The 18,243-nt window shown below is 65.3% G+C and carries 18 protein-coding genes; 9 read left to right on the top strand and 9 right to left on the bottom strand.

Annotated features, from left to right (window positions below; translation table 11 throughout):
• Positions 1 to 172 precede the first annotated feature (172 nt).
• Positions 173 to 3,667, top strand: a complete 3,495-nt coding sequence (gene dnaE / locus IE101_RS15740) for a DNA polymerase III subunit alpha (protein WP_189634798.1) — start codon at positions 173 to 175, stop codon at positions 3,665 to 3,667.
• Between the two features lie 11 nt (positions 3,668 to 3,678).
• On the opposite strand, the gene IE101_RS15735 is transcribed toward dnaE, so the two are convergent.
• Positions 3,679 to 6,186, bottom strand: a complete 2,508-nt coding sequence (locus IE101_RS15735; protein WP_189634797.1) for a cation:proton antiporter — start codon at positions 6,184 to 6,186, stop codon at positions 3,679 to 3,681.
• 175 nt (positions 6,187 to 6,361) lie between these two features.
• Here IE101_RS15735 and IE101_RS15730 point away from each other — a divergent pair, with 175 nt between their 5' ends.
• Positions 6,362 to 6,961 (top strand): LolA family protein, encoded by a 600-nt coding sequence (locus IE101_RS15730; protein ID WP_189634796.1) that lies wholly within the window; start codon positions 6,362 to 6,364, stop codon positions 6,959 to 6,961.
• A gap of 29 nt (positions 6,962 to 6,990) precedes the next feature.
• Here IE101_RS15730 and IE101_RS15725 read toward each other — a convergent pair whose 3' ends face one another.
• Positions 6,991 to 7,575 (bottom strand): transglycosylase SLT domain-containing protein, encoded by a 585-nt coding sequence (locus tag IE101_RS15725; RefSeq protein ID WP_189634795.1) that lies wholly within the window; start codon positions 7,573 to 7,575, stop codon positions 6,991 to 6,993.
• 204 nt (positions 7,576 to 7,779) lie between these two features.
• Between IE101_RS15725 and hspQ the strand changes: the two genes are divergently transcribed.
• On the top strand, positions 7,780 to 8,106 hold the full coding sequence (gene hspQ / locus IE101_RS15720) for a heat shock protein HspQ (RefSeq protein WP_189634794.1): 327 nt from the start codon (positions 7,780 to 7,782) through the stop codon (positions 8,104 to 8,106).
• 10 nt (positions 8,107 to 8,116) lie between these two features.
• Here the strand turns inward: hspQ and IE101_RS15715 are convergent, their stop codons facing one another.
• The 3 genes from IE101_RS15715 to IE101_RS15705 form a co-directional block, all read right to left on the bottom strand.
• A complete protein-coding gene (locus tag IE101_RS15715) occupies positions 8,117 to 9,688 on the bottom strand; it encodes a gamma-glutamyltransferase family protein (protein WP_189634793.1) in 1,572 nt (523 codons plus the stop codon).
• 205 nt (positions 9,689 to 9,893) lie between these two features.
• On the bottom strand, positions 9,894 to 10,319 hold the full coding sequence (locus IE101_RS15710; protein WP_189634792.1) for an ATP-binding protein: 426 nt from the start codon (positions 10,317 to 10,319) through the stop codon (positions 9,894 to 9,896).
• 31 nt (positions 10,320 to 10,350) lie between these two features.
• Positions 10,351 to 10,686: an STAS domain-containing protein gene (locus IE101_RS15705; RefSeq protein ID WP_189634791.1), complete on the bottom strand. Its 336-nt coding sequence runs from the start codon at positions 10,684 to 10,686 to the stop codon at positions 10,351 to 10,353.
• 88 nt (positions 10,687 to 10,774) lie between these two features.
• Between IE101_RS15705 and msrC the strand changes: the two genes are divergently transcribed.
• Genes msrC through IE101_RS15680 form a run of 5 tightly spaced genes read left to right on the top strand, consistent with a single transcriptional unit; the run spans position 10,775 to position 14,218 of the window.
• Positions 10,775 to 11,233: a free L-methionine (R)-S-oxide reductase MsrC gene (gene msrC / locus IE101_RS15700; RefSeq protein ID WP_189634790.1), complete on the top strand. Its 459-nt coding sequence runs from the start codon at positions 10,775 to 10,777 to the stop codon at positions 11,231 to 11,233.
• Between the two features lie 20 nt (positions 11,234 to 11,253).
• Entirely contained in the window at positions 11,254 to 12,021 is a 768-nt protein-coding gene (locus IE101_RS15695; RefSeq protein WP_189634789.1) for a DeoR/GlpR family DNA-binding transcription regulator, read from the top strand.
• Between the two features lie 24 nt (positions 12,022 to 12,045).
• Positions 12,046 to 12,669, top strand: coding sequence for a LysE family translocator (locus tag IE101_RS15690; RefSeq protein ID WP_189634788.1), 624 nt, complete (start codon positions 12,046 to 12,048; stop codon positions 12,667 to 12,669).
• Entirely contained in the window at positions 12,669 to 13,565 is an 897-nt protein-coding gene (locus IE101_RS15685) for a homocysteine S-methyltransferase family protein (RefSeq protein WP_189634787.1), read from the top strand. The genes IE101_RS15690 and IE101_RS15685 overlap by 1 nt, the downstream gene beginning before the upstream one ends.
• A complete protein-coding gene (locus IE101_RS15680) occupies positions 13,565 to 14,218 on the top strand; it encodes an RluA family pseudouridine synthase (protein ID WP_189634786.1) in 654 nt (217 codons plus the stop codon). Before IE101_RS15685 ends, IE101_RS15680 begins: the two co-directional genes overlap by 1 nt.
• Positions 14,219 to 14,223: 5 nt before the next feature.
• Here IE101_RS15680 and IE101_RS15675 read toward each other — a convergent pair whose 3' ends face one another.
• The 4 genes from IE101_RS15675 to IE101_RS15660 form a co-directional block, all read right to left on the bottom strand.
• Positions 14,224 to 14,646 carry a hypothetical protein gene (locus IE101_RS15675; RefSeq protein ID WP_189634785.1) on the bottom strand — a complete coding sequence of 141 codons (423 nt, stop codon included), beginning with the start codon at positions 14,644 to 14,646 and terminating at the stop codon, positions 14,224 to 14,226.
• Positions 14,646 to 14,996, bottom strand: a complete 351-nt coding sequence (locus IE101_RS15670; protein WP_189634784.1) for an ElaB/YgaM/YqjD family protein — start codon at positions 14,994 to 14,996, stop codon at positions 14,646 to 14,648. Before IE101_RS15670 ends, IE101_RS15675 begins: the two co-directional genes overlap by 1 nt.
• Before the next feature lie 12 nt (positions 14,997 to 15,008).
• Entirely contained in the window at positions 15,009 to 16,892 is a 1,884-nt protein-coding gene (locus IE101_RS20010) for an AI-2E family transporter (protein WP_189634783.1), read from the bottom strand.
• 160 nt (positions 16,893 to 17,052) lie between these two features.
• Positions 17,053 to 17,553: a hypothetical protein gene (locus IE101_RS15660; RefSeq protein WP_189634782.1), complete on the bottom strand. Its 501-nt coding sequence runs from the start codon at positions 17,551 to 17,553 to the stop codon at positions 17,053 to 17,055.
• A gap of 139 nt (positions 17,554 to 17,692) precedes the next feature.
• On the opposite strand from IE101_RS15660, the gene IE101_RS15655 reads away from it, so the two are divergent.
• Positions 17,693 to 18,241, top strand: coding sequence for an SEL1-like repeat protein (locus IE101_RS15655; RefSeq protein ID WP_189634781.1), 549 nt, complete (start codon positions 17,693 to 17,695; stop codon positions 18,239 to 18,241).
• Positions 18,242 to 18,243 lie beyond the last annotated feature (2 nt).

The raw sequence follows: 18,243 nt of genomic DNA, 5'->3' as shown, positions 1-18,243 counted from the left end.
CTTTTCTGGTTGAGGATAGGAGAACCCGAGGCCCCTGCCCATGGCAAGCATTACCTTTCAGCATTCCACAAAAGCACCTGTCGGATTTGCAGAAGAATGGGGCGGTTTGCCTGTGCTGCGGGCAGTTTGCGGGGCCTTCCGGCGGGGGGGCGGGTCGGCTAGGCTGCCGCGCATGACAGAGCCCGTCCGATTCATCCATCTGCGTGTCCATACCGAATATTCGCTGCTGGAAGGCGCGGTGCCGGTGAAAAAGCTGGTCGGTCTTTGTGCCGCGCAAAACATGCCGGCCGTGGCCGTGACCGACAGCAACGCCATGTTCGCGGCGCTGGAGTTTTCGACCCTTGCGACCGGGGCCGGGGTGCAGCCGATCCTGGGCTGTCAGGTGAGCCTTGCCTATGATCCGCCCGCACCGGGAGAAAAGCCCAAGGCGCCCGCGCCGGTCGTGCTGTTGGCGCAGAGCGAGGCGGGGTATGAAAACCTGATGAAGCTGAATTCCTGCCTCTACCTCGACAAGGGGGGGCAGGTGCCGCAGGTCACGCTGGAGGAGCTGGAAAGCCATGCCGGGGGGCTGATCTGTCTGACGGGCGGGCCGGAAGGGGCGGTGGGCAAGATCCTGCAGACCGGGAACCGTGCCAAGGCCGAGGCGCTGGTCGCGCGGATGGCTGCGGCCTTTCCGGGGCGGCTATATGTGGAATTGCAGCGCCATCCCGGCGAAGGCGGCCGCCTGATGGAGGCCGAGGCCGCGACCGAACGTGGGCACATCGAAATCGCCTATGCCATGGGCCTGCCGTTGGTGGCGACGAATGACGTCTATTTCCCCAAGACCGAGATGTATGAGGCGCATGATGCGCTGATCTGCATCGCCGAGGGCGCCTATGTCGATCAGCCGCAGCCGCGCCGCCGCCTGACGCCGCAGCACTATTTCAAATCCGAAGCCGAGATGTGCGCGCTGTTTGCGGACCTGCCTGAGGCTTTGGAGAATACGGTCGAGATTGCGCGGCGCTGTGCCTACAAAGCGGCCAAACGTGCGCCGATCCTGCCGCGCTTTGCCGATGACGAGGTCGAGGAATTGCGCCGTCAAGCCTGGGAGGGGTTGCGCGCGCGTCTGGCCGTGATCCCCCATGCGGCGCCGGTCGAGGAATACGAAGCGCGGCTGCAGTTCGAACTCGACATCATCGAGCGGATGAAATTCCCCGGCTACTTCCTGATCGTGGCCGATTTCATCAAATGGGCCAAGGCGCATGATATTCCGGTCGGGCCGGGGCGCGGGTCGGGGGCGGGCAGCCTTGTGGCCTATGCGCTAACCATCACCGACCTGGATCCGCTGCGCTATGCGCTGCTGTTCGAACGCTTCCTGAACCCGGAACGGGTGTCGATGCCGGACTTCGACATCGACTTTTGCATGGATCGCCGGGAAGAGGTGATCCGTTATGTGCAGGAACGCTATGGGCGCGACAAGGTGGGGCAGATCATCACCTTTGGGGCGCTTCTGTCCAAGGCTGCGGTGCGCGACGTGGGGCGCGTGTTGCAGATGCCCTATGGTCAGGTGGACCGTCTGTCGAAGATGATCCCGGTCGAAGGGGTCAAGCCCGTCTCGATCCAGAAGGCGCTGGCGGATGAGCCGCGCCTGCGCGAGGCCGCCAAGGCCGAAGAGGTGGTAGACCGCCTGCTGAATTATGGCATGCAGATCGAGGGGTTGCTTCGAAATGCCTCAACCCATGCCGCGGGGGTGGTGATCGGGGACCGGCCGCTGGACCGGCTGGTGCCGCTTTATCAGGACCCGCGGTCCGACATGCCTGCGACCCAGTTCAACATGAAATGGGTCGAAGCGGCGGGCTTGGTGAAGTTCGACTTTCTGGGTCTGAAGACCCTGACGGTGATCCAGAACGCCATCGACCTGATCCGCGGCACCGGGCGGCAGCTGCATGAAGGTGCGGATGGCACGCGGCTTTACGACCCGAAGCCGGGCGCCGAAAACGACATCGGCCATATCCCGCTGGACGACAAGGCCACCTATGAGCTTTACGCCCAGGCCAAGACGGTGGCGGTGTTCCAGGTCGAAAGCTCGGGCATGATGGATGCGCTGCGGCGCATGAAACCCACCTGCATCGAGGATATCGTGGCACTGGTGGCGCTTTATCGCCCCGGCCCGATGGAGAATATCCCGGTCTATTGCGAGGTGAAGCACGGCCTGCGCCCGCTGGAAAGCCTGCATCCGACCATCGACCCGATCCTGCAGGAAACGCAGGGCATCATCGTCTATCAGGAACAGGTGATGCAGATCGCGCAGGTCATGGCGGGCTACAGCCTTGGCGGCGCAGACCTTTTGCGCCGTGCGATGGGGAAAAAGATCGCCGAGGAAATGGCGAAGGAACGCCCCAAGTTCATCGAAGGCGCGAAGAAGACCCATAACATCGACGAAAAGAAGGCGGGCGAGGTTTTCGACCTGCTGGAGAAATTCGCGAACTACGGGTTCAACAAATCCCACGCCGCCGCCTATGCGGTGGTGAGCTATCAGACAGCCTGGCTCAAGGCCAATCACCCGGTCGAATTCATGGCCGGGGTGATGAACTGCGATATCCATCTGACCGACAAGCTGGCCGTCTACAAACGCGAGCTGGACAAGCTGGGCATCAAGACGGTGGCGCCCTGCGTGAACCGCAGTCTGGCCACCTTCAGCGTCAAGGATGGTGCGGTGGTCTATGCGCTGGGGGCGCTGAAGAACGTGGGCGTCGAGGCGATGAACATGATCGTCACGGCGCGGGGCGACCGGCCCTTTGCCACGCTGTTCGATGTGGCGCGGCGGGTTGATCTGAAGCGCGTGGGCAAGCGGCCGCTGGAGATGCTGGCCCGTGCAGGGGCCTTTGACGTGCTGGACGGCAACCGGGCGCGGGTCTTTGACGGGCTGGATGCGCTGGTCGCCTATTCCGCCGCGATCCATGAGGCCAAGGCCAGCAATCAGGTCAGCCTGTTCGGTGAGGCGGGGTCCGACATCCCGGAGCCGCGCCTGCCCAACCGCAACGACTGGCTGCCGGTCGAACGGCTGGCGCAGGAACATCAGGCCATCGGCTTTTACCTCTCGGGTCATCCGCTGGATGACTATATGGGGCCGTTGAAGCGCAAGAAGGTGATGACCCTGACGGAACTGACCGCAGCCTGCGAACGCGGGCCGGTGGTGGGCAAGCTGGCCGGATCGGTCAGCAGCCGGCAGGAACGTAAATCGGCCAAGGGCAACCGCTTTGCCTTTGTGCAGCTGTCGGACCCGACGGGGCTTTATGAGGTGACGGTCTTTTCCGACACGCTTGAGGCCGCGCGGGACCATCTGGAACCCGGCAAGAATGTGGTCCTGACGGTCGAGGCGAACCTTGAGGGTGAGACGCTGAAACTGCTCGCCCGCGCGGCCCAGCCCATCGACAGCGTGGCGGCCGAGGCCGGGGGCGCAAATCTGCGCATCCATCTGGACCAGTCCGAGGCTGCGGCCGCCGTGGCCGCGCTTTTTGCCCGCGTGGAAGGCAACAGCCGCAGCAAGGGCCAGATCACCCTGACCGTCGCCGATGATACGGGCCGCGAAATCGACCTGATGCTGCCCGATCTTTACCCCGTAACCCCGCAGATCAAGGGGGCCATCAAGGCGATGCAGGGTGTCGTCATGGTGGAAGAGGTCTAGCCCACGCCCGGTCACGCCGCGGGCGGTGGCGCAGGCGGACCCTGTTCCATCATGCCGCGGCGGCGGGTGCTTTCCTCGACGGCCTGGCGCAGCGTCTCATTGCGGTTCAGCAGATCCAGGAACCGCGTCTCATCCAGCCGCAAGAGCGTGCAATGGGTGATCGCCGTCACCTGCGCCCGGCGCGGACGGCGGGTCAGCACACCCAGCTGGCCAAAAATCTCGCCCCGGCCCAGACGCTGCACCTGCCCCGCCATCGCCGCCTCGACCGCGCCCGACGCGATGAAGAACACATGGCGCGCGGCATCGCCCTTGCGGATCAGCACCTCGCCCGGCTGGGCATAAACCGTGGCAATGCCCCGCTGCATGACACGAAGCTGCGCCGCATCCAGCCCCGCCAAGGCCGGAAGCTGCCGCAGCATTTCGGATTTCTGCACCATCAGGTCCAGTTTGGGACGTTCCTTCAACCGCCGGCGCAGATCGGAAAGGGACTGGCGCAAGGCGGTGTGCAGTTCCCGCCCGATCAGGCCGTCGTTCAGCAGGGTGTCATATTCGCGCTCTTCCAACCGCAGCTGAAGCCGACGAATGAAGCGACGCTCCAGCTCTTCGGCATAGCCGGGGTATTGCAGGCGCAGACCTTCCAGCGCCTGTTCATTGGCCTCTTGCCGCGCCGTCAGCATCTTGTGCAGCAGCTCGGCCACGCGCCGCCCGTGGATCCGGCGGATCTTGCCGTCCAGATAGGCGTGCAGCTCGGCCAGGATCAGCCGCTGGTTCAACAGCATTTCGAACCGGCTTGCCGTCAGCGAAGCCAGCGGCCGCGAGAGGCGCAGCCGGTTGTGCAGCGCGACCGCCATCCGGTGCCGCCGCCCATAGCCGATGGCCCGCCGCGCGGCCCGGTTATAGCCCGCACGCCCGGCCGCCCGCGTCCCTTCGATCAACCGGTCCACATTGGCCAGCATGACCTCGGCCTCGGCAGGGCCGAGTTCCTGATCGCGAAACGCCTCAAGCACCAGATCGCGTTCGCGCCCCGACAGGGCGACAAGGCCCAGCGGGATACGGTCCTTGTCGCGGATCTCGGCCATGATATCAGCCAGCTCTACCGCCTGATCCAGACGCTGGGCAAAGGCCTTGGCCTCGGAGCGGACGATATCGCGCGTCAGATTGTGACCCTTGACGACGGCCGCCACCTCTTCGCGCACATTTTGCAGCGCCACGGCCACCACCTGCCGCGACAGCGCCAGATCCATCGGAGCAAGCCGTGCCAGACCCAGCCGGCGGATTACCTTGCGCAGCGTCGCCCCCTGCACGAACAGCGTGAACAGCGTGAACCCGGTGGCAAGGATGCCCACCTCGCGCCGCACATCGGCCGGAACGCGCCAGTTTTCCGTCACGGCCAACGCCAGCGCCAACGTCACCGCACCGCGCAATCCCCCCCAGAGCATGGTGATCCGGTAGGGGCGTTCCACCTGCGGCGACAGGCCGAAATGCGACAGCAGCGGCAGCACCCCCCATAGCACCACCACCCGCGCCGCTGTCGCGCCCGCCACCACGACAAGGATCAGGAACAGGTCCGTCAGCCGCGCATCGCCTAGCAGACGCGGGATCAGCAGCGAGGCCATGACGAAGATCAGCGCCCCCGCCCAATGGGCCAGCAGGTCCCAGACCTCGCGCAGGTAGGTCCATGTCGCGGGCGCCAGACGGCCGGGGCCAAGCCAGTTCAGCGTCATCCCCGCGACCACCACCGCCACCACCCCCGAAGCATGCAGCACATGATCTGCAACGACATAGGTCGCATAGGGCACCGCGACCGACAGGGACAGCTGCGCTAGGGGCCAGACTGCCAGCCGCCCCATCAGCCACAGGGCCAGCCGCGCCATGACCCAGCCGGTGAAGATGCCCGACAGGATGATGGTCGGCAGCCCGATAAAGGCATCGCGCAGCGTGGGGTTCGGCACCCCCGCCATGACGAAGGTCAGGAAAAACCCGAACAGCGCGATGGCGGCGGCGTCGTTCAGCAGGCTTTCGCCTTCGACGATCCGGGCCAGACGCTGCGGCGTCGAAAGGCTGCGGAAGATGCTGACCACCGCCGAAGGATCGGTCGTGGACACGATCGCCCCCAGCAATAGGCAGGCCAGCAGCGGCATGGCGGTAAAGGGTGCCAGCGCGCCCCCCACAAAGACCGTCGCCACGATCACCGCCAGCACCGCCATCACAAGGATCGGCACCCAGTCATCCAGCATCCGCCGCAGATCAAGCCCGAGCGCCACCTGAAAGATCAGTGTCGGCAGGAAGATGTAGAGAAAGACGCTCGACCGGATCGGCAACGCCAGAAGCGCCTGCACCTCGGGGCTGAGCGTATCGCCCAATGTGGCCGACACTGCGACCGAAAGCGCCCCCAGCGCAGACCCGACCACCGCCAGCACCACCGAATACGGCAGGCGCAGGCGCTCTGCCAAAGGCTCGGCCAGCGCGATGACAACGAAGAGAATGGCGATGGAAGAAACGACAAGAACGATATCCATGCCGACAGGATAGGCCCGCAAGGCCATGAACGAAAGCCACGCTCACGTCGCTGTGTGCAGATAAGGCGCGGAAATTGCGGGTCTTGCGGCAATTCGTCCCGCCGCCGGGGTGGCCGCCGCTCACAGCTTCGCGCGGGGGGATGCAGGCGGCAGCGCTTCGTCCTATATTCTCTGCATGAACCGTCGCACCGCGCTTGCCGCCCCGTTTGTCCTTCTTGCGCTTGCGCTGCCCGCGCAGGCGGAGAAACTGTCATTGGCCACCCTGTCGGATTACCTCAACAGTCTGACCACAGCCGAAAGCCGCTTCACCCAGTTCAATGCCGACGGGTCGCGCGCGGAAGGGCAGATCTTCATCAAGCGCCCCGGCCGGGTGCGGTTCGAATATGCCCCGCCGGACCGCAATCTGGTTCTGGCCGCCGGCGGTCAGGTCGCGATCTTTGACGGCAAGTCGAACCAGCCGCCCGAGCAATATCCGCTGAAGCGCACACCGCTGAACCTGATCCTCGGCGACAAGGTCAACCTGGGCCGCAGCAAAATGGTCGTGGGCCACACCGAGGCGGGCGGAGCGACGCGGGTTCTGGCGCAGGACCCGGAACATCCGGAATATGGCACGATCGAGCTGGTTTTTACCGACTCGCCGGTTGCGCTGCGGGAATGGATCATCACCGACGACGCCGGCAATCAGACGCGGGTGACGCTGGATGATCTGGTGCGCGGCAAGGACTATCCGCCGTCGCTGTTCAACGTCACGATGGAAGTGGACCGCCGCAAGTAATGACAAAGGGGGCCGAGGCCCCCTTTCCCTTACCCCCGCCCGCAAGCCGCGAGCTGCGAGGCGTAGCGATCTGACCGCGACTGTACCTTGGCCGCCACGTCGACCAGCCAGGCCTTGCTGTTGTAGCTGCCATTGGCAAAGCCCGTGCGCCCTTCATGATAGGCGAGGTACTGGCTGCGCGCGTCCCATTTTGACACGCCCAACCGTTCGGTGGTGCCGTTCATGTACCAGCCCATGAAATCGGTCGCGTCGCTGATGCGGTCGCGCCGGGCGCTACGGTTGCGCGTCTCGGCCTGGTATTCCTCCCAGGTGCCGTCCAGCGCCTGGCTATAGCCATAAGCCGTGCTTTGGCGCCCCATCGGAATGATCCCCAGCACGAAACGGTGCGGGGTCTTGGCGTTGCCGATGAATTTGCTTTCCTGATGGATGGTCGCCATCTGCACATGCACCGGCACGCCCCAACGGCGTTCGGTGGCCTTCATCGCCCGATAGTATTCGGGCCGCTCGCGCAGGATCGCGCAGGCGTCATCCAGATTGCGGGGCGCCGAAAATCTGCCGCCGCCACACGAAGCCAGCAACAGAAGTAGGATCGACGCACGGAGAAGTCTGCTCATCTGCCCCTCGCGTGTCTTTGTTTTTTGGCACGATAGGGCAAATCCGGGGGCGAGTGAATGGGGGGCAAGCCCGGCTTTGATCAGAAAACTGCGATCAAAGCGCCGCAAATGCCGAAAAGGACCACAGACTGTTTCCCTGATTCGCGGCCGCAGCGGTGGACCTTGCCTGAGGAAAGGGTTACTAAAGTGGCGGGGGACTGACAGATGTTGAAAACGCAGGCCAAATATCATCTCGGGCAGGTGCTGCGGCATCGGAAACACCCCTTCCGGGGCGTCGTCTTTGACGTGGACGCGATGTTTTCAAACACTGAAGAATGGTATGCCGCCATTCCCGAAGACAGCCGCCCCGAAAAGGACCAGCCGTTCTATCACCTGCTGGCCGAAAACGACCAAAGCTATTACGTCGCCTATGTGTCGGAACAGAACCTTGTCCCGGATGACACGGGCGAGCCGGTGGACCACCCCGATCTGCACGATCTGTTCGGCGATTTCGAGGATGGTCGCTATCCGCTGCAGTTTCAGCTGAACTGACGCCCCGGGGTCAATACCCGAGGGCGCAGCCGTCCTTGCGCGGGTCCGACGCCCCCTCCAGCACCCCTGTATCATGCATGTGGATCGCCTGTGCGCCGCCGATGGGTTCATCCGCCTCCAGCACCTGATGCCCCAGATCGGCCAGCGCGGCGACAGTTTCCGGCGCATAGCCGCGTTCGATCCGCAGCCCCTCGACCGTGGTGAAGCATCTCGGCGCGTCAATCGCGGCCTGAGGGTCCAGCCCGAAATCGCGCAGGTTGGTTACGAACCGCGCGTGGCCGCAGGGTTGATAGGCCCCGCCCATCACACCGAAGGGCATGGTCACGCGCCCACCTTCCGCCAGCATGCCCGGAATGATCGTATGCATCGGGCGCTTGCCCCCGCCCGCCTCATTCGGGTGGCCCGGCTGCAGGGTGAAGCCCGCGCCGCGGTTCTGGAAGTTGATCCCGAACCGGGCAGAGGCAAGGCCGGACCCAAAGCCCCAGAAGATCGAATAGATCAGCGACACGGCCATGCGGTCACGATCCACCACGGTGATATAGACGGTATCCTTGTGGACGGCCTCGCTCAGCCGGGTGGGGTTGTCCATGGCGCGGCGCGGATCAATCAGCGCGGCAAGTTGCGCCGCCGTCTGATCCGACAGCATATGGTCCAGACGTGCCGCGCGGTCTGCGATGAAGCGGTTGCGGGCGTCGTATGCGAGCTTCGCGGCCTCTGCCTCCAGATGCGCGCGGGGCGCGCCGAAGGGATCAAGCGACGCCAGATCGAAATGCGACAGGATCTTCAGCATCAAAAGCGCCGTCGCCCCCTGCCCGTTCGGCGGATGTTCCAGCAAATCGACGCCCCGATAGGTGGTGGCGATGGGGGCGGTATAGCTGCCCTGCGTGCTGGCAAGATCGTCAAGGCTGTGACACCCGCCAAGCGCGCGGAGCGAGGCCACAAGATCCTCGGCCACTTCGCCTTCGTAGAACCCGGCGCGCCCTGCGCGGGCGACACGGCGCAGCACCTCGGCCTGGCCGGGCGCACGGAAGATCTGCCCCACACGGGGCGCCTGACCGTCCAGCAAATAGAACCGGCGCGCATCACCCTGCAGCACCGACGCATCCTCGGCCCAGTCGCGCGCAACGCGGGGGGCCACGGGCACCCCTTCCTCGGCATAATGGATTGCGGGGGCCAGCACCTCGGCCAGCGACAGCCGTCCGTGATCCGCGTTCAGCCGACAAAAGGCATCCATCGCGCCCGGCAGGGTCACGGCATCAACCCCGTGCAAAGGCATCTCGGTCAGGCCCCTCGCACGCAACGCATCGGCAGAAAGCGCGGCGGGCGCACGGCCGGACCCGTTGAAGCCGATCACATCTTCCTGCCCCGGGAGCTTGATCAGCGCAAAGCAATCGCCGCCGATCCCGGTCATCTGCGGTTCGCAAATCCCCAGCAGCACCGCCCCGGCAAGCGCCGCATCGAGCGCATTGCCCCCGGCCTGCAGCACATCGACCGCCACTTTCGCAGCCAGCGGATGCGAGGTGGCACATATACCATTCGTCGCAAGAACGGGCGAACGGCCCGGGCGCTGAAAATCTCTCATCTCTGCCTCCGTGTCCGGGGGCAGCCTAGGGCGCGAAACTGTCGGGGGGAAGAGCCTCGGCGCCACGATCTGGGTGGGGGCATTGCTCGCGGCGCCGAGGGAAGCCTTATGCAGCTACCCGTCCCGGATAGCCTCGATCCCCGGCGGATTTGCGGGGAAAATCCGGCAGATTTGCGGCAACCGGGAAAAACCGGAAACAATTGCGTCAATGCGCGCGCGCCGTTTCCGGAAGGCGGAAGGACAATTCGTTGCGCGAATCACGTCGGCAGTATTGCAGATCTTCGGTCAGGCAGCGGATGAGATGCCAGCCGAAGCCGCCTTCGGGCAGTTCCACCGGATCGGGGCCGATTGCGGCGCCCCCCGGCAACGCAAGACCCGGCATCGCCCGCCCGAAATCGCGGATGCGGCAGATGACCCCCCCTTGGACACATCGCAGATGCAGGATGATTTCACCCGGGCCATCTGCATAGGCATGTTCCACGACATTGTTCAAAACCTCGGCCAGGACGATCTCAGCCCTGGCACGCAGATCAGAGCGCAGATCCGCCATGCAGGGGTCATCCAGGATCTGCCCCAGCGCCGCCCGCACGGCGAAGGGATCACTGGCAATCACAAGCAGGATTTCGGGCATCGCCGCCCCCGATGCTGAAAGGGCGCGCGGGTCAAGATGCATCTCGCAGGCTTTCGGGCAGCTGGGGATGAATGACAAAGACCGTGTCCATCCGGGTCAGGCGGAACACCTTGTCCACCGTGGGCGTCAGGCCCGCCAGTTCCAGCTTGCGCCCTGGGCCAAGCAGCTTCATCACCGCAACCACCGCGCCAAGGCCCGAGCTGTCAAGGAACGTAACCTGCGACATGTCGAGCAGGAGATTCCCGGCCGTGCGATTGGCCAAGTCGCGCATGCGATCCTTGAACTGGATCGCGCTGGCGGCGTCGATGCGCCTTTCCAGCACCTGCACCAGCAAAAGCCCCCCCGTTTCCTTTGCAACAAGTTCCATTCCATGCTCCTTCCCTCTGGGACGCTTGCAGGCTAATCCGCGTTCGTTACCATCCGGTAAGCGGCCCCCGGCCCGAGGAGGAGAATCCATGACCCCCGATTATGACGATCTTGGCCGTCGCATTGCGGCGCTCTGCCACGGCGAAACCGATGCCGTGGCGCTGATGGCGACGGTGGTCTGTGAAATCCACCACGGTCATCCGATGTCCGACTGGACCGGCTTCTACCGCGTCACCGGCCCCGAGATGTTGAAGATCGGCCCCTATCAGGGCGGCCACGGCTGCCTTGTCATCCCGTTTTCGCGCGGGGTCTGCGGCGCGGCGGCCCGCACGGGCGCGGTGCAGCTGGTGCCCGATGTGGACGCCTTTCCTGATCACATCGCCTGTTCCTCGACCACGCGGTCGGAACTGGTGCTGCCGGTCTGGAACGGGGCGGGCAAGCTGCTGGGGGTGCTGGATCTGGACAGCAACACTGAGGCCGCCTTCTCCGAGACCGATGTCGAGGCCCTGCAGGCCATCCTTGCCGACGTGTTCCGCGACGCAACCTGATCCTGCGAAAGGGGCCTGACATGGCACTCAGTTTCCGGCAGACCGAAATCCTTGCCCTTGCGCGCAGCGAAGGCCGTGTCGTGGTCGAGGCGCTGGCCGAACGCTTTGGCGTGACGCTACAGACAATTCGCCGCGACCTGACCGAACTGGCCGAGGCCGGGCATCTGGACCGTGTGCATGGGGGCGCCGTGCTGCGCAGCGGGGTGAGCAATATCGGCTATGAGGAGCGCCGCGCCCTGCATGACGCCGCCAAGGCCGCAATCGGGCGGGCCTGTGCGCAGGCCATCCCCGACAATTGCTCGATGATCGTGAACCTGGGCACCACGACCGAGGCCGTCGCGCGCGAGCTGATGCATCATCGCCAGATCACCGTCGTGACCAACAACATGAATGTGGCGAATATCCTTGTCGGCAATCCGTCCTGCGAGGTGATGGTGGCGGGCGGTGCCCTGCGGCGGTCGGATGGCGGGCTGGTCGGGGATCTGACCAGCCAGTTCATGGAACAGTTCAAGGTCGACTTCGGGATCATCGGGATTTCCGCGCTCGACCCCGACGGCGATCTGCTGGACTATGACCTGAACGAGGTGCGGGTGTCGAAGGCGATCATCCGGCAATCGCGCAAGGTCTATCTGGTCACCGACGCGTCCAAGCTGATGCGGAGCGCGCCGGTCCGCCTGTGCAGCCTGTCAGAGATCGACGCCATCTTTACCGACGCCCCCCTGCCCGAAGCGCTGATGAAGCGTTGCGCCGATTGGGGGACCGAGGTCCATATCACCTCTCTCGCCTGACACATTACAGCAGAAAGCCCCCTGATGCCGGACCTTTTCACCCTGATCCCCCTGCCCCAGCTGCTGGCCTTTCTGGCCGCGGGGGTCGTGCTGAACCTGACGCCGGGGGCCGATGTGATCTTTGCCACCGCCAGCGGCATGGCGGGCGGCCCGCGCGCGGGTGCGGTGGCGGGCATCGGCGTGGGCTTGGGCGGGCTGTGGCATGTGGCACTGGCGGCGGCCGGGGTCAGCGCGCTGCTGGCGGCCTATCCCCCCGCGATGTTGGCGCTCAAACTGGGCGGCGCGGCCTATCTGCTTTATCTTGCGGTCAAGAGCTGGCGCGCGGGTGACAGCCTGCCCAGCGGACAGGGAGAGGGTGCGGTGCTGCGCGCGCTCTGGCGCGGGTTTCTGACCAATGCGCTGAACCCGAAGGTGGCGCTTTTCATTCTGGCCTTTCTGCCGCAGTTCACCGACCCCGCGCGCGGCCCGGTCTGGGCGCAGATCGCGGTGCTGGGGCTGATGTTCTGCGCCACGGGCATGGTGATCACCGCGAGCTATGGCGCCCTGGCGGGTCTGGCCGGGCAGGCGCTGGCCACGCGGATGGGGGTGATGAACCGCATCTCGGCGCTTCTGTTCGGTGGGCTTGCGGCCAAGCTGGTGTTGGACTGATGGCACAGATCACCCTTCTGGATGGCGGGATGGGGCAAGAGCTGGTCAACCGGTCCGGCGATGCGCCGACCCCGCTTTGGGCGACGCGGGTCATGCTGAATCACCCCGGTCTGGTCCGTCAGATCCATGATGACTATTTCGCCGCCGGGGCCAGCATCGCCACCACCAATACCTATGCGATCCACCATGACCGGCTGCGCCGCTTTGATCTGGATGACCAGTTCGAAGCCCTGCACCGCGCCGCCCTGACCGCCGCGACCGAGGCGCGCGCCGCCCATGGGCGCGGGCGGATTGCCGGCTCAATCGGGCCGCTGGTTGCAACCTACCGCGATGATGTGGTCTTGCCGGTGGACGAGGCCGCACCCCTGATTGCCGAGGTGGCAACCCTGCTTGCCCCTCATGTGGACCTGATCCTGCTGGAAACCCTGTCCACGCTGGAACAGGCTGAGGGCGCGCTGAAGGGGGCTGCGGCGGCGGGCAGGCCGGTCTGGCTGTCGGTCAGCGTGCATGACCGCAAGGGCCATCTTTTGCGGTCGGGCGAACCGGTCGCGGATCTGGCGCCGCTGATCGCGGCCTATCAGCCGCAGGCGGTGCTGGCGAATTGTTCGGTGCCCGAGGCGATGGGCGATGCGCTTGCGGTGCTTGCAGGCTTTGGTCGCCCCTTCGGCGCCTATGCCAATGGCTTTACCCATATCTCGGACGGCTTCCTGCAGGATGCCCCCACCGTACGTGAACTGACCCACCGCCACGACCTGACACCGCAGAAATACGCCGATTTCGCGATGGGCTGGGTGGCCCAGGGCGCCACGATCGTCGGGGGTTGCTGCGAGGTAGGCCCTGCCCATATTGCAGAGCTGGCCACCCGTCTGCGCGCCGCCGAACATGAGATCCTGTAATGCCCCCCTATGCCTATAATCCGCCCGATGTGCCGCTTTCGATCCTGCATCACGATTCGGCGCTGCTGATCGTGGACAAACCGGCGGGGCTTCTGTCGGTGCCCGGCAAGGACCCCGGGAAAGAGGATTGCCTGATCGACCGCCTGCGCCGCGTCTTCCCCGAGGTGCTGCTGGTGCATCGGCTCGATTGCGACACTTCGGGCGTGATGGTCTTTGCGCTGACCAAGGCTGTGCAGGGCAATCTGGGCCAGCAGTTCGAAAAGCGGCAGACGAAGAAAATCTATGTCGCGCGCCTCGCCGGGCGGCTGGAGCCGAAAGAAGGCACGGTGGACCTGCCGCTCTGCGTGGATTGGCCGAACCGCCCGCGCCAGCACGTGAACCACGAAATCGGCAAACCCGCGATCACCGATTACCGGGTGGTGCGCTACGATGGGAACACCACCCGCGTGCGGCTGATGCCGCAGACCGGGCGCAGCCATCAGCTGCGGGTGCATATGCTCGAACTCGGCCATCCCATTCTGGGCGACCAGATCTATGCCGAGGGGGCAGACCGTGACGCCCACCCCCGCATGATGCTGCACGCCGAAAGCCTGCGTTTGCGCCATCCGGAAACGGGCAAGAGCGTCACCTTTTCCGCCCCTGCCCCGTTCTGAGCCGATCAGCGCCGCAGTTTCAGCGCCAGAAGTAGCCCGCCGGCAAAGGCCGCCATCAGCGGCACCGCCGGTTTGCGGCCGATACTGTCGCTGACTTCGGCGCCAAGGCCCGCGGCATCGGCCTGCACTTTGCGAAGCTGCGCCTCCAGCACCGCAATCTCGGCGGCCAAGGCGGCATCCGGGCGCGGCTTCTGCCCCGATATGAGCAGAACGATCAGCGCAAGGAACAAGAACACCCCACCAATGAGCCCCGAGGCCCAGATCGGCCCCAGTTCATAGGCAAGCGCCGTCCAGATGGCGTCCAGCACAAAGCCGAACCCCACCAAGGCCAGCACCGCAGCAAAGACCAGATGGCCCATGCGGCGGGCCTTGCGGCCCACCTGCTGCACGGTCTGCGCGGCAACGATCCCCAGCAAAAGCCGCAGCATCAGCGCCGCCCGAAAAGCATGCCAAACAACAACCCCGCCCCCGCAGCAATCCCCAGCGCGGTAAAGGGATTGCTGCGCACATAGGCGCGACATTCATCCATGCGCAACTCGGCACTATGGGCGGCGGCGGCACCTTGCACCCGCAGCCGCTCGGCCTCGGCCTTGACGGCATCGGTCAGGACCGCGCCACCCGCAGACCCGATCCCGGCCAGCGTTTCGGCGATCCGGGCCAGATCCTTGCGCAATTCGGCCATCTGCGCCTCAAGGTCAGCCTTCTGGGCGGTTGCGCCCATCGCGGCCGCCGTTTCTTCGGCAGTGTCGGCAATTTTCTGCGTGGTCGAGTTTGCCATGGTCTGTCCTCATCATCCTTGCGGGGCCGGATCTGCCCCGCCCTTGCGGCGGGTCAGGGACCGGGCCAGTTTCGTATCCCGCGGCGGCAAAGGCCGCGGCGGCTCTGATGAAACGGCCCCAAGCAGCGCCGGTTCCAGCCAGGTGACAGCGAAATCTGCGCCGATCGCCTCGGCTTCGGCAAGTTTCCCCGCATCAGCCCGCAGACCCCATGCGACATTTTCGCCGGTTTGGGTGGATTCGGGCAAGGACCAGATCACAACACCGACGCGCAGATGGGGATGGTTGCGTTTAAGACGGCGGACATGCAGCAGGGCACTGCGCGGCGGCGACGGGTCAAGAAAATTGAGGATCACGCAGCGGCAGTCGGGCAGGTCCAGATGGGCCAATCGCGCGGGGGCCAGGTCAGCATGGCCATGCGCCTCGGCCTCTGCCCCCTCCACCGCCAGAACCTGCGCCAGGATGGCGGCCGCGACATCGTCCAGCGCCCCGCGCCCGCCCAGCACGACCACCCGCCCCGGTGCGACAACGGGCGCCTCGGTCGCGTCCGGGCGGTTTTCGTCACGCTCCTCGGCCACATAGGGGCGCAAATCCTGCACCATCTGCAGCGCCGTGACGGCCAGCCGCGTTTCCTGCACGGTGCTGAGGACCCCGCGCGACCAATCGGTCTGTGCCAGCAAAAGGGCAGGCAGTGCCGTGTTGCGGTAATAGTCGGACAGGTATTCCTCTTCCAGCGCCTCTTCCGCACGGTAGGTGCTTTCCACCGCATCCCCGGCCAGCCAGCGCTGATACAGATGGGCGTGCGGCTCCAGCACGGGTTCATCCCCGAAGAGGATACCGAACAGTTCAAATTGCGGCACATGCCGCCCCAGCACCACCAGGCAGACCGTCAGCGGCGTGGACATGACAAGGCCCAGCGGCCCCCAGATCCAGGTCCAGAGAATGGCGCTGATGATGATCGCCAGCGGCGATACACCGGTGCGCGAACCGTAAAGCCAGGGCTCGATCAGGTTCGAGGTCACGGTTTCGACCGCGATGAACAGCGCCGCCGTCCAAAGCACCGCCGACCATTCCCGACTGACGGCGAAGGCGAGGAACAAGGGAAAGGCCGCCGACAGGATCGAGCCGATATAGGGCACGAAGCGCAGAACCAGCGTCAGAAGCCCCCAAAGCACCGCATTGGGCACCCCGATCAGCCAAAGCCCGACACCGATGGGCAACGCATAGATGATATTGACCAGCAGCTGCACCAGCAGATAGCGGCCCACGCGGCTTCCCGCCTCTTCCAGCATGGCGGTGGTGCGGTGCAGATCATGCGCGCCGATCAGACGGATGAAGCGGTCGCGCAGCTCTTCCCGTTCAAGCAGCATGAAGATCACGACGACGATGACAAGGCCCGTCGTGGCGACCGGGCTGATCAGGGGCATCACAAGGCTGGTCAGCGTGTCCAGCGGACTGAGCCGTTCGACCACCTCGACCGGGATCGGCGTTTCGGCGGCGGGGGTTCCCGCAGGCTCGGCCGGGATGGCGGCGCCGATTTCGGCATTGATGGCGCCTGCCATATCGGTGATGCGGGCGATCAGGCTGCCCTCGCCGCCCTGTTCCTTCAGGGTTTCCAGCTTGATCAGGATATTGTCCTGAAAGCGCGGCAGATCCCGCGCCAGCGAGGACAGCTGGCTTGCCACCACCAGCGAAAACACCGCCATCATCCCCGATGCCAGAAAGACCACGATCAGGACCGAGGCCGTCATCGGCAGGCCACGCTTGCGGAACAGCGTGACCAGCGGCGAAAGCGCAAAGGTCAGCAGCATGGCAATGGCCAGTGGCAGCAGCACCTCTTTGCCCAGATAGAGCACCGCAACCACCGCAGCGATCGTGGCCAGCCGCGGCAGTGTCACGCGCGGCGATTGCGACGGATCCGGAAAGGGAGGCTCGGGGTAAAGGGCAAACGGCGGGGGGGAAGAAAGGGTCGGGCGGTCTTGATCCACCGGCATGGGGCACCAGAAACTGAGAAACGGCTGAACGACAACACCCCCGGCCGCGTCCGGTTCCCATCGTTCAGCCGCCGCACCGCCGCAGCATTTCGGCAAGGGCCGCCTCCAGCCCGGGCAGCAGGAAGGTCGCTTCCGCAGGCACCTTGTTTGCGGCATCGATCCGCACCGTCAGCAGGTCTGCGGTCAGCAAAGCCTCGACAAAGGTGCCCGCGGCTCCGCTTTCGGCCAATTGCAGGCTGCGGCCCCCGCCGATGATGGCAAATCGCTGCGTTTCGGTGCCGCCGTGATCCAGTCGATAGGCCACCTCTGCGCTTTTTCCCCCCAGCGGCGCAAGGTTGCAGCCCGTCTCGACCGCCACCGAAAGCGTCCCCTGAAGGCAGGCAATCGACAGGGCGGCAGGGCGGGGGGTAAACATGCCACAGGCCAGCGGTTCGGTGCCTTGAATGGTGATCCGGCGGGTGGACCCTGCCCCACCGGGGTCGATCAACTGCCAGCCCGCGCTTTGCCCGCTGGCCATGCCCGCCATCACCCCCAGCCAAACCGCCGCAAGACCCCAGACCTTCACGCACCGCCCCCTTGCGATCCCCCGGACCGGCCTAGAAAGGGACCGCCGCCCTGTCAACCTGCCGCCCGGACTACGACCCCGGCTGCATTGATAGCGCGCCCCCGCCGCCACAGCCTTGGCGCAGGAAGAGGAGAGCCCGATGCCCCGCCGCCTGCTGCCCATCCTTCTGGTCCTGCTTGCAACCCCTGCTGTGGCAGAAGGGGCGAGTGATGGCGAATTGGGCGATCTGAACCCGGATGAGATGAGCCTGTCGCACAGTCTGGATCAGGCCCTGCGCGGCAAAACCAGCATGACGACCTGTGCCTCGGGCTATCTGATGACGAAATCGGGCCAGCATGACATGGCCCGACAAGTGTTCAGCCGCTGCGCCGAGGCGGGTTATACGGGCGCGATGACCTGGATGTCCTACCTTGAGGAGAACGGCTTTGGCGGCCCCGCCAACCCGGATGCTGCCGCCGACTATGACCGCCGCGCGGCCGAGGCGGGCGATCCGGTCGGCATGTTCAACCACGGGCTGGACCTGCTGCGCGGCCATGGCACAGTGCAGGACCCGGCAGCCGGACGCGCGCTGATCGACCGCGCGGCAGGCATGGGCTTTGCCGATGCGCGGCGCCTGCAGGCTGCGGATTATGACCCCGAGGAAGTGACCCCCGACGCCGACCGCTGGAAATATGGCCCCATGTTCTGACC

It is taken from the genome of Gemmobacter lanyuensis, from assembly GCF_014652355.1.
GTDB classification, from domain to species: Bacteria; Pseudomonadota; Alphaproteobacteria; order Rhodobacterales; family Rhodobacteraceae; genus Gemmobacter; species Gemmobacter lanyuensis.
This window is presented reverse-complemented; position numbering and strand designations above follow the sequence as displayed.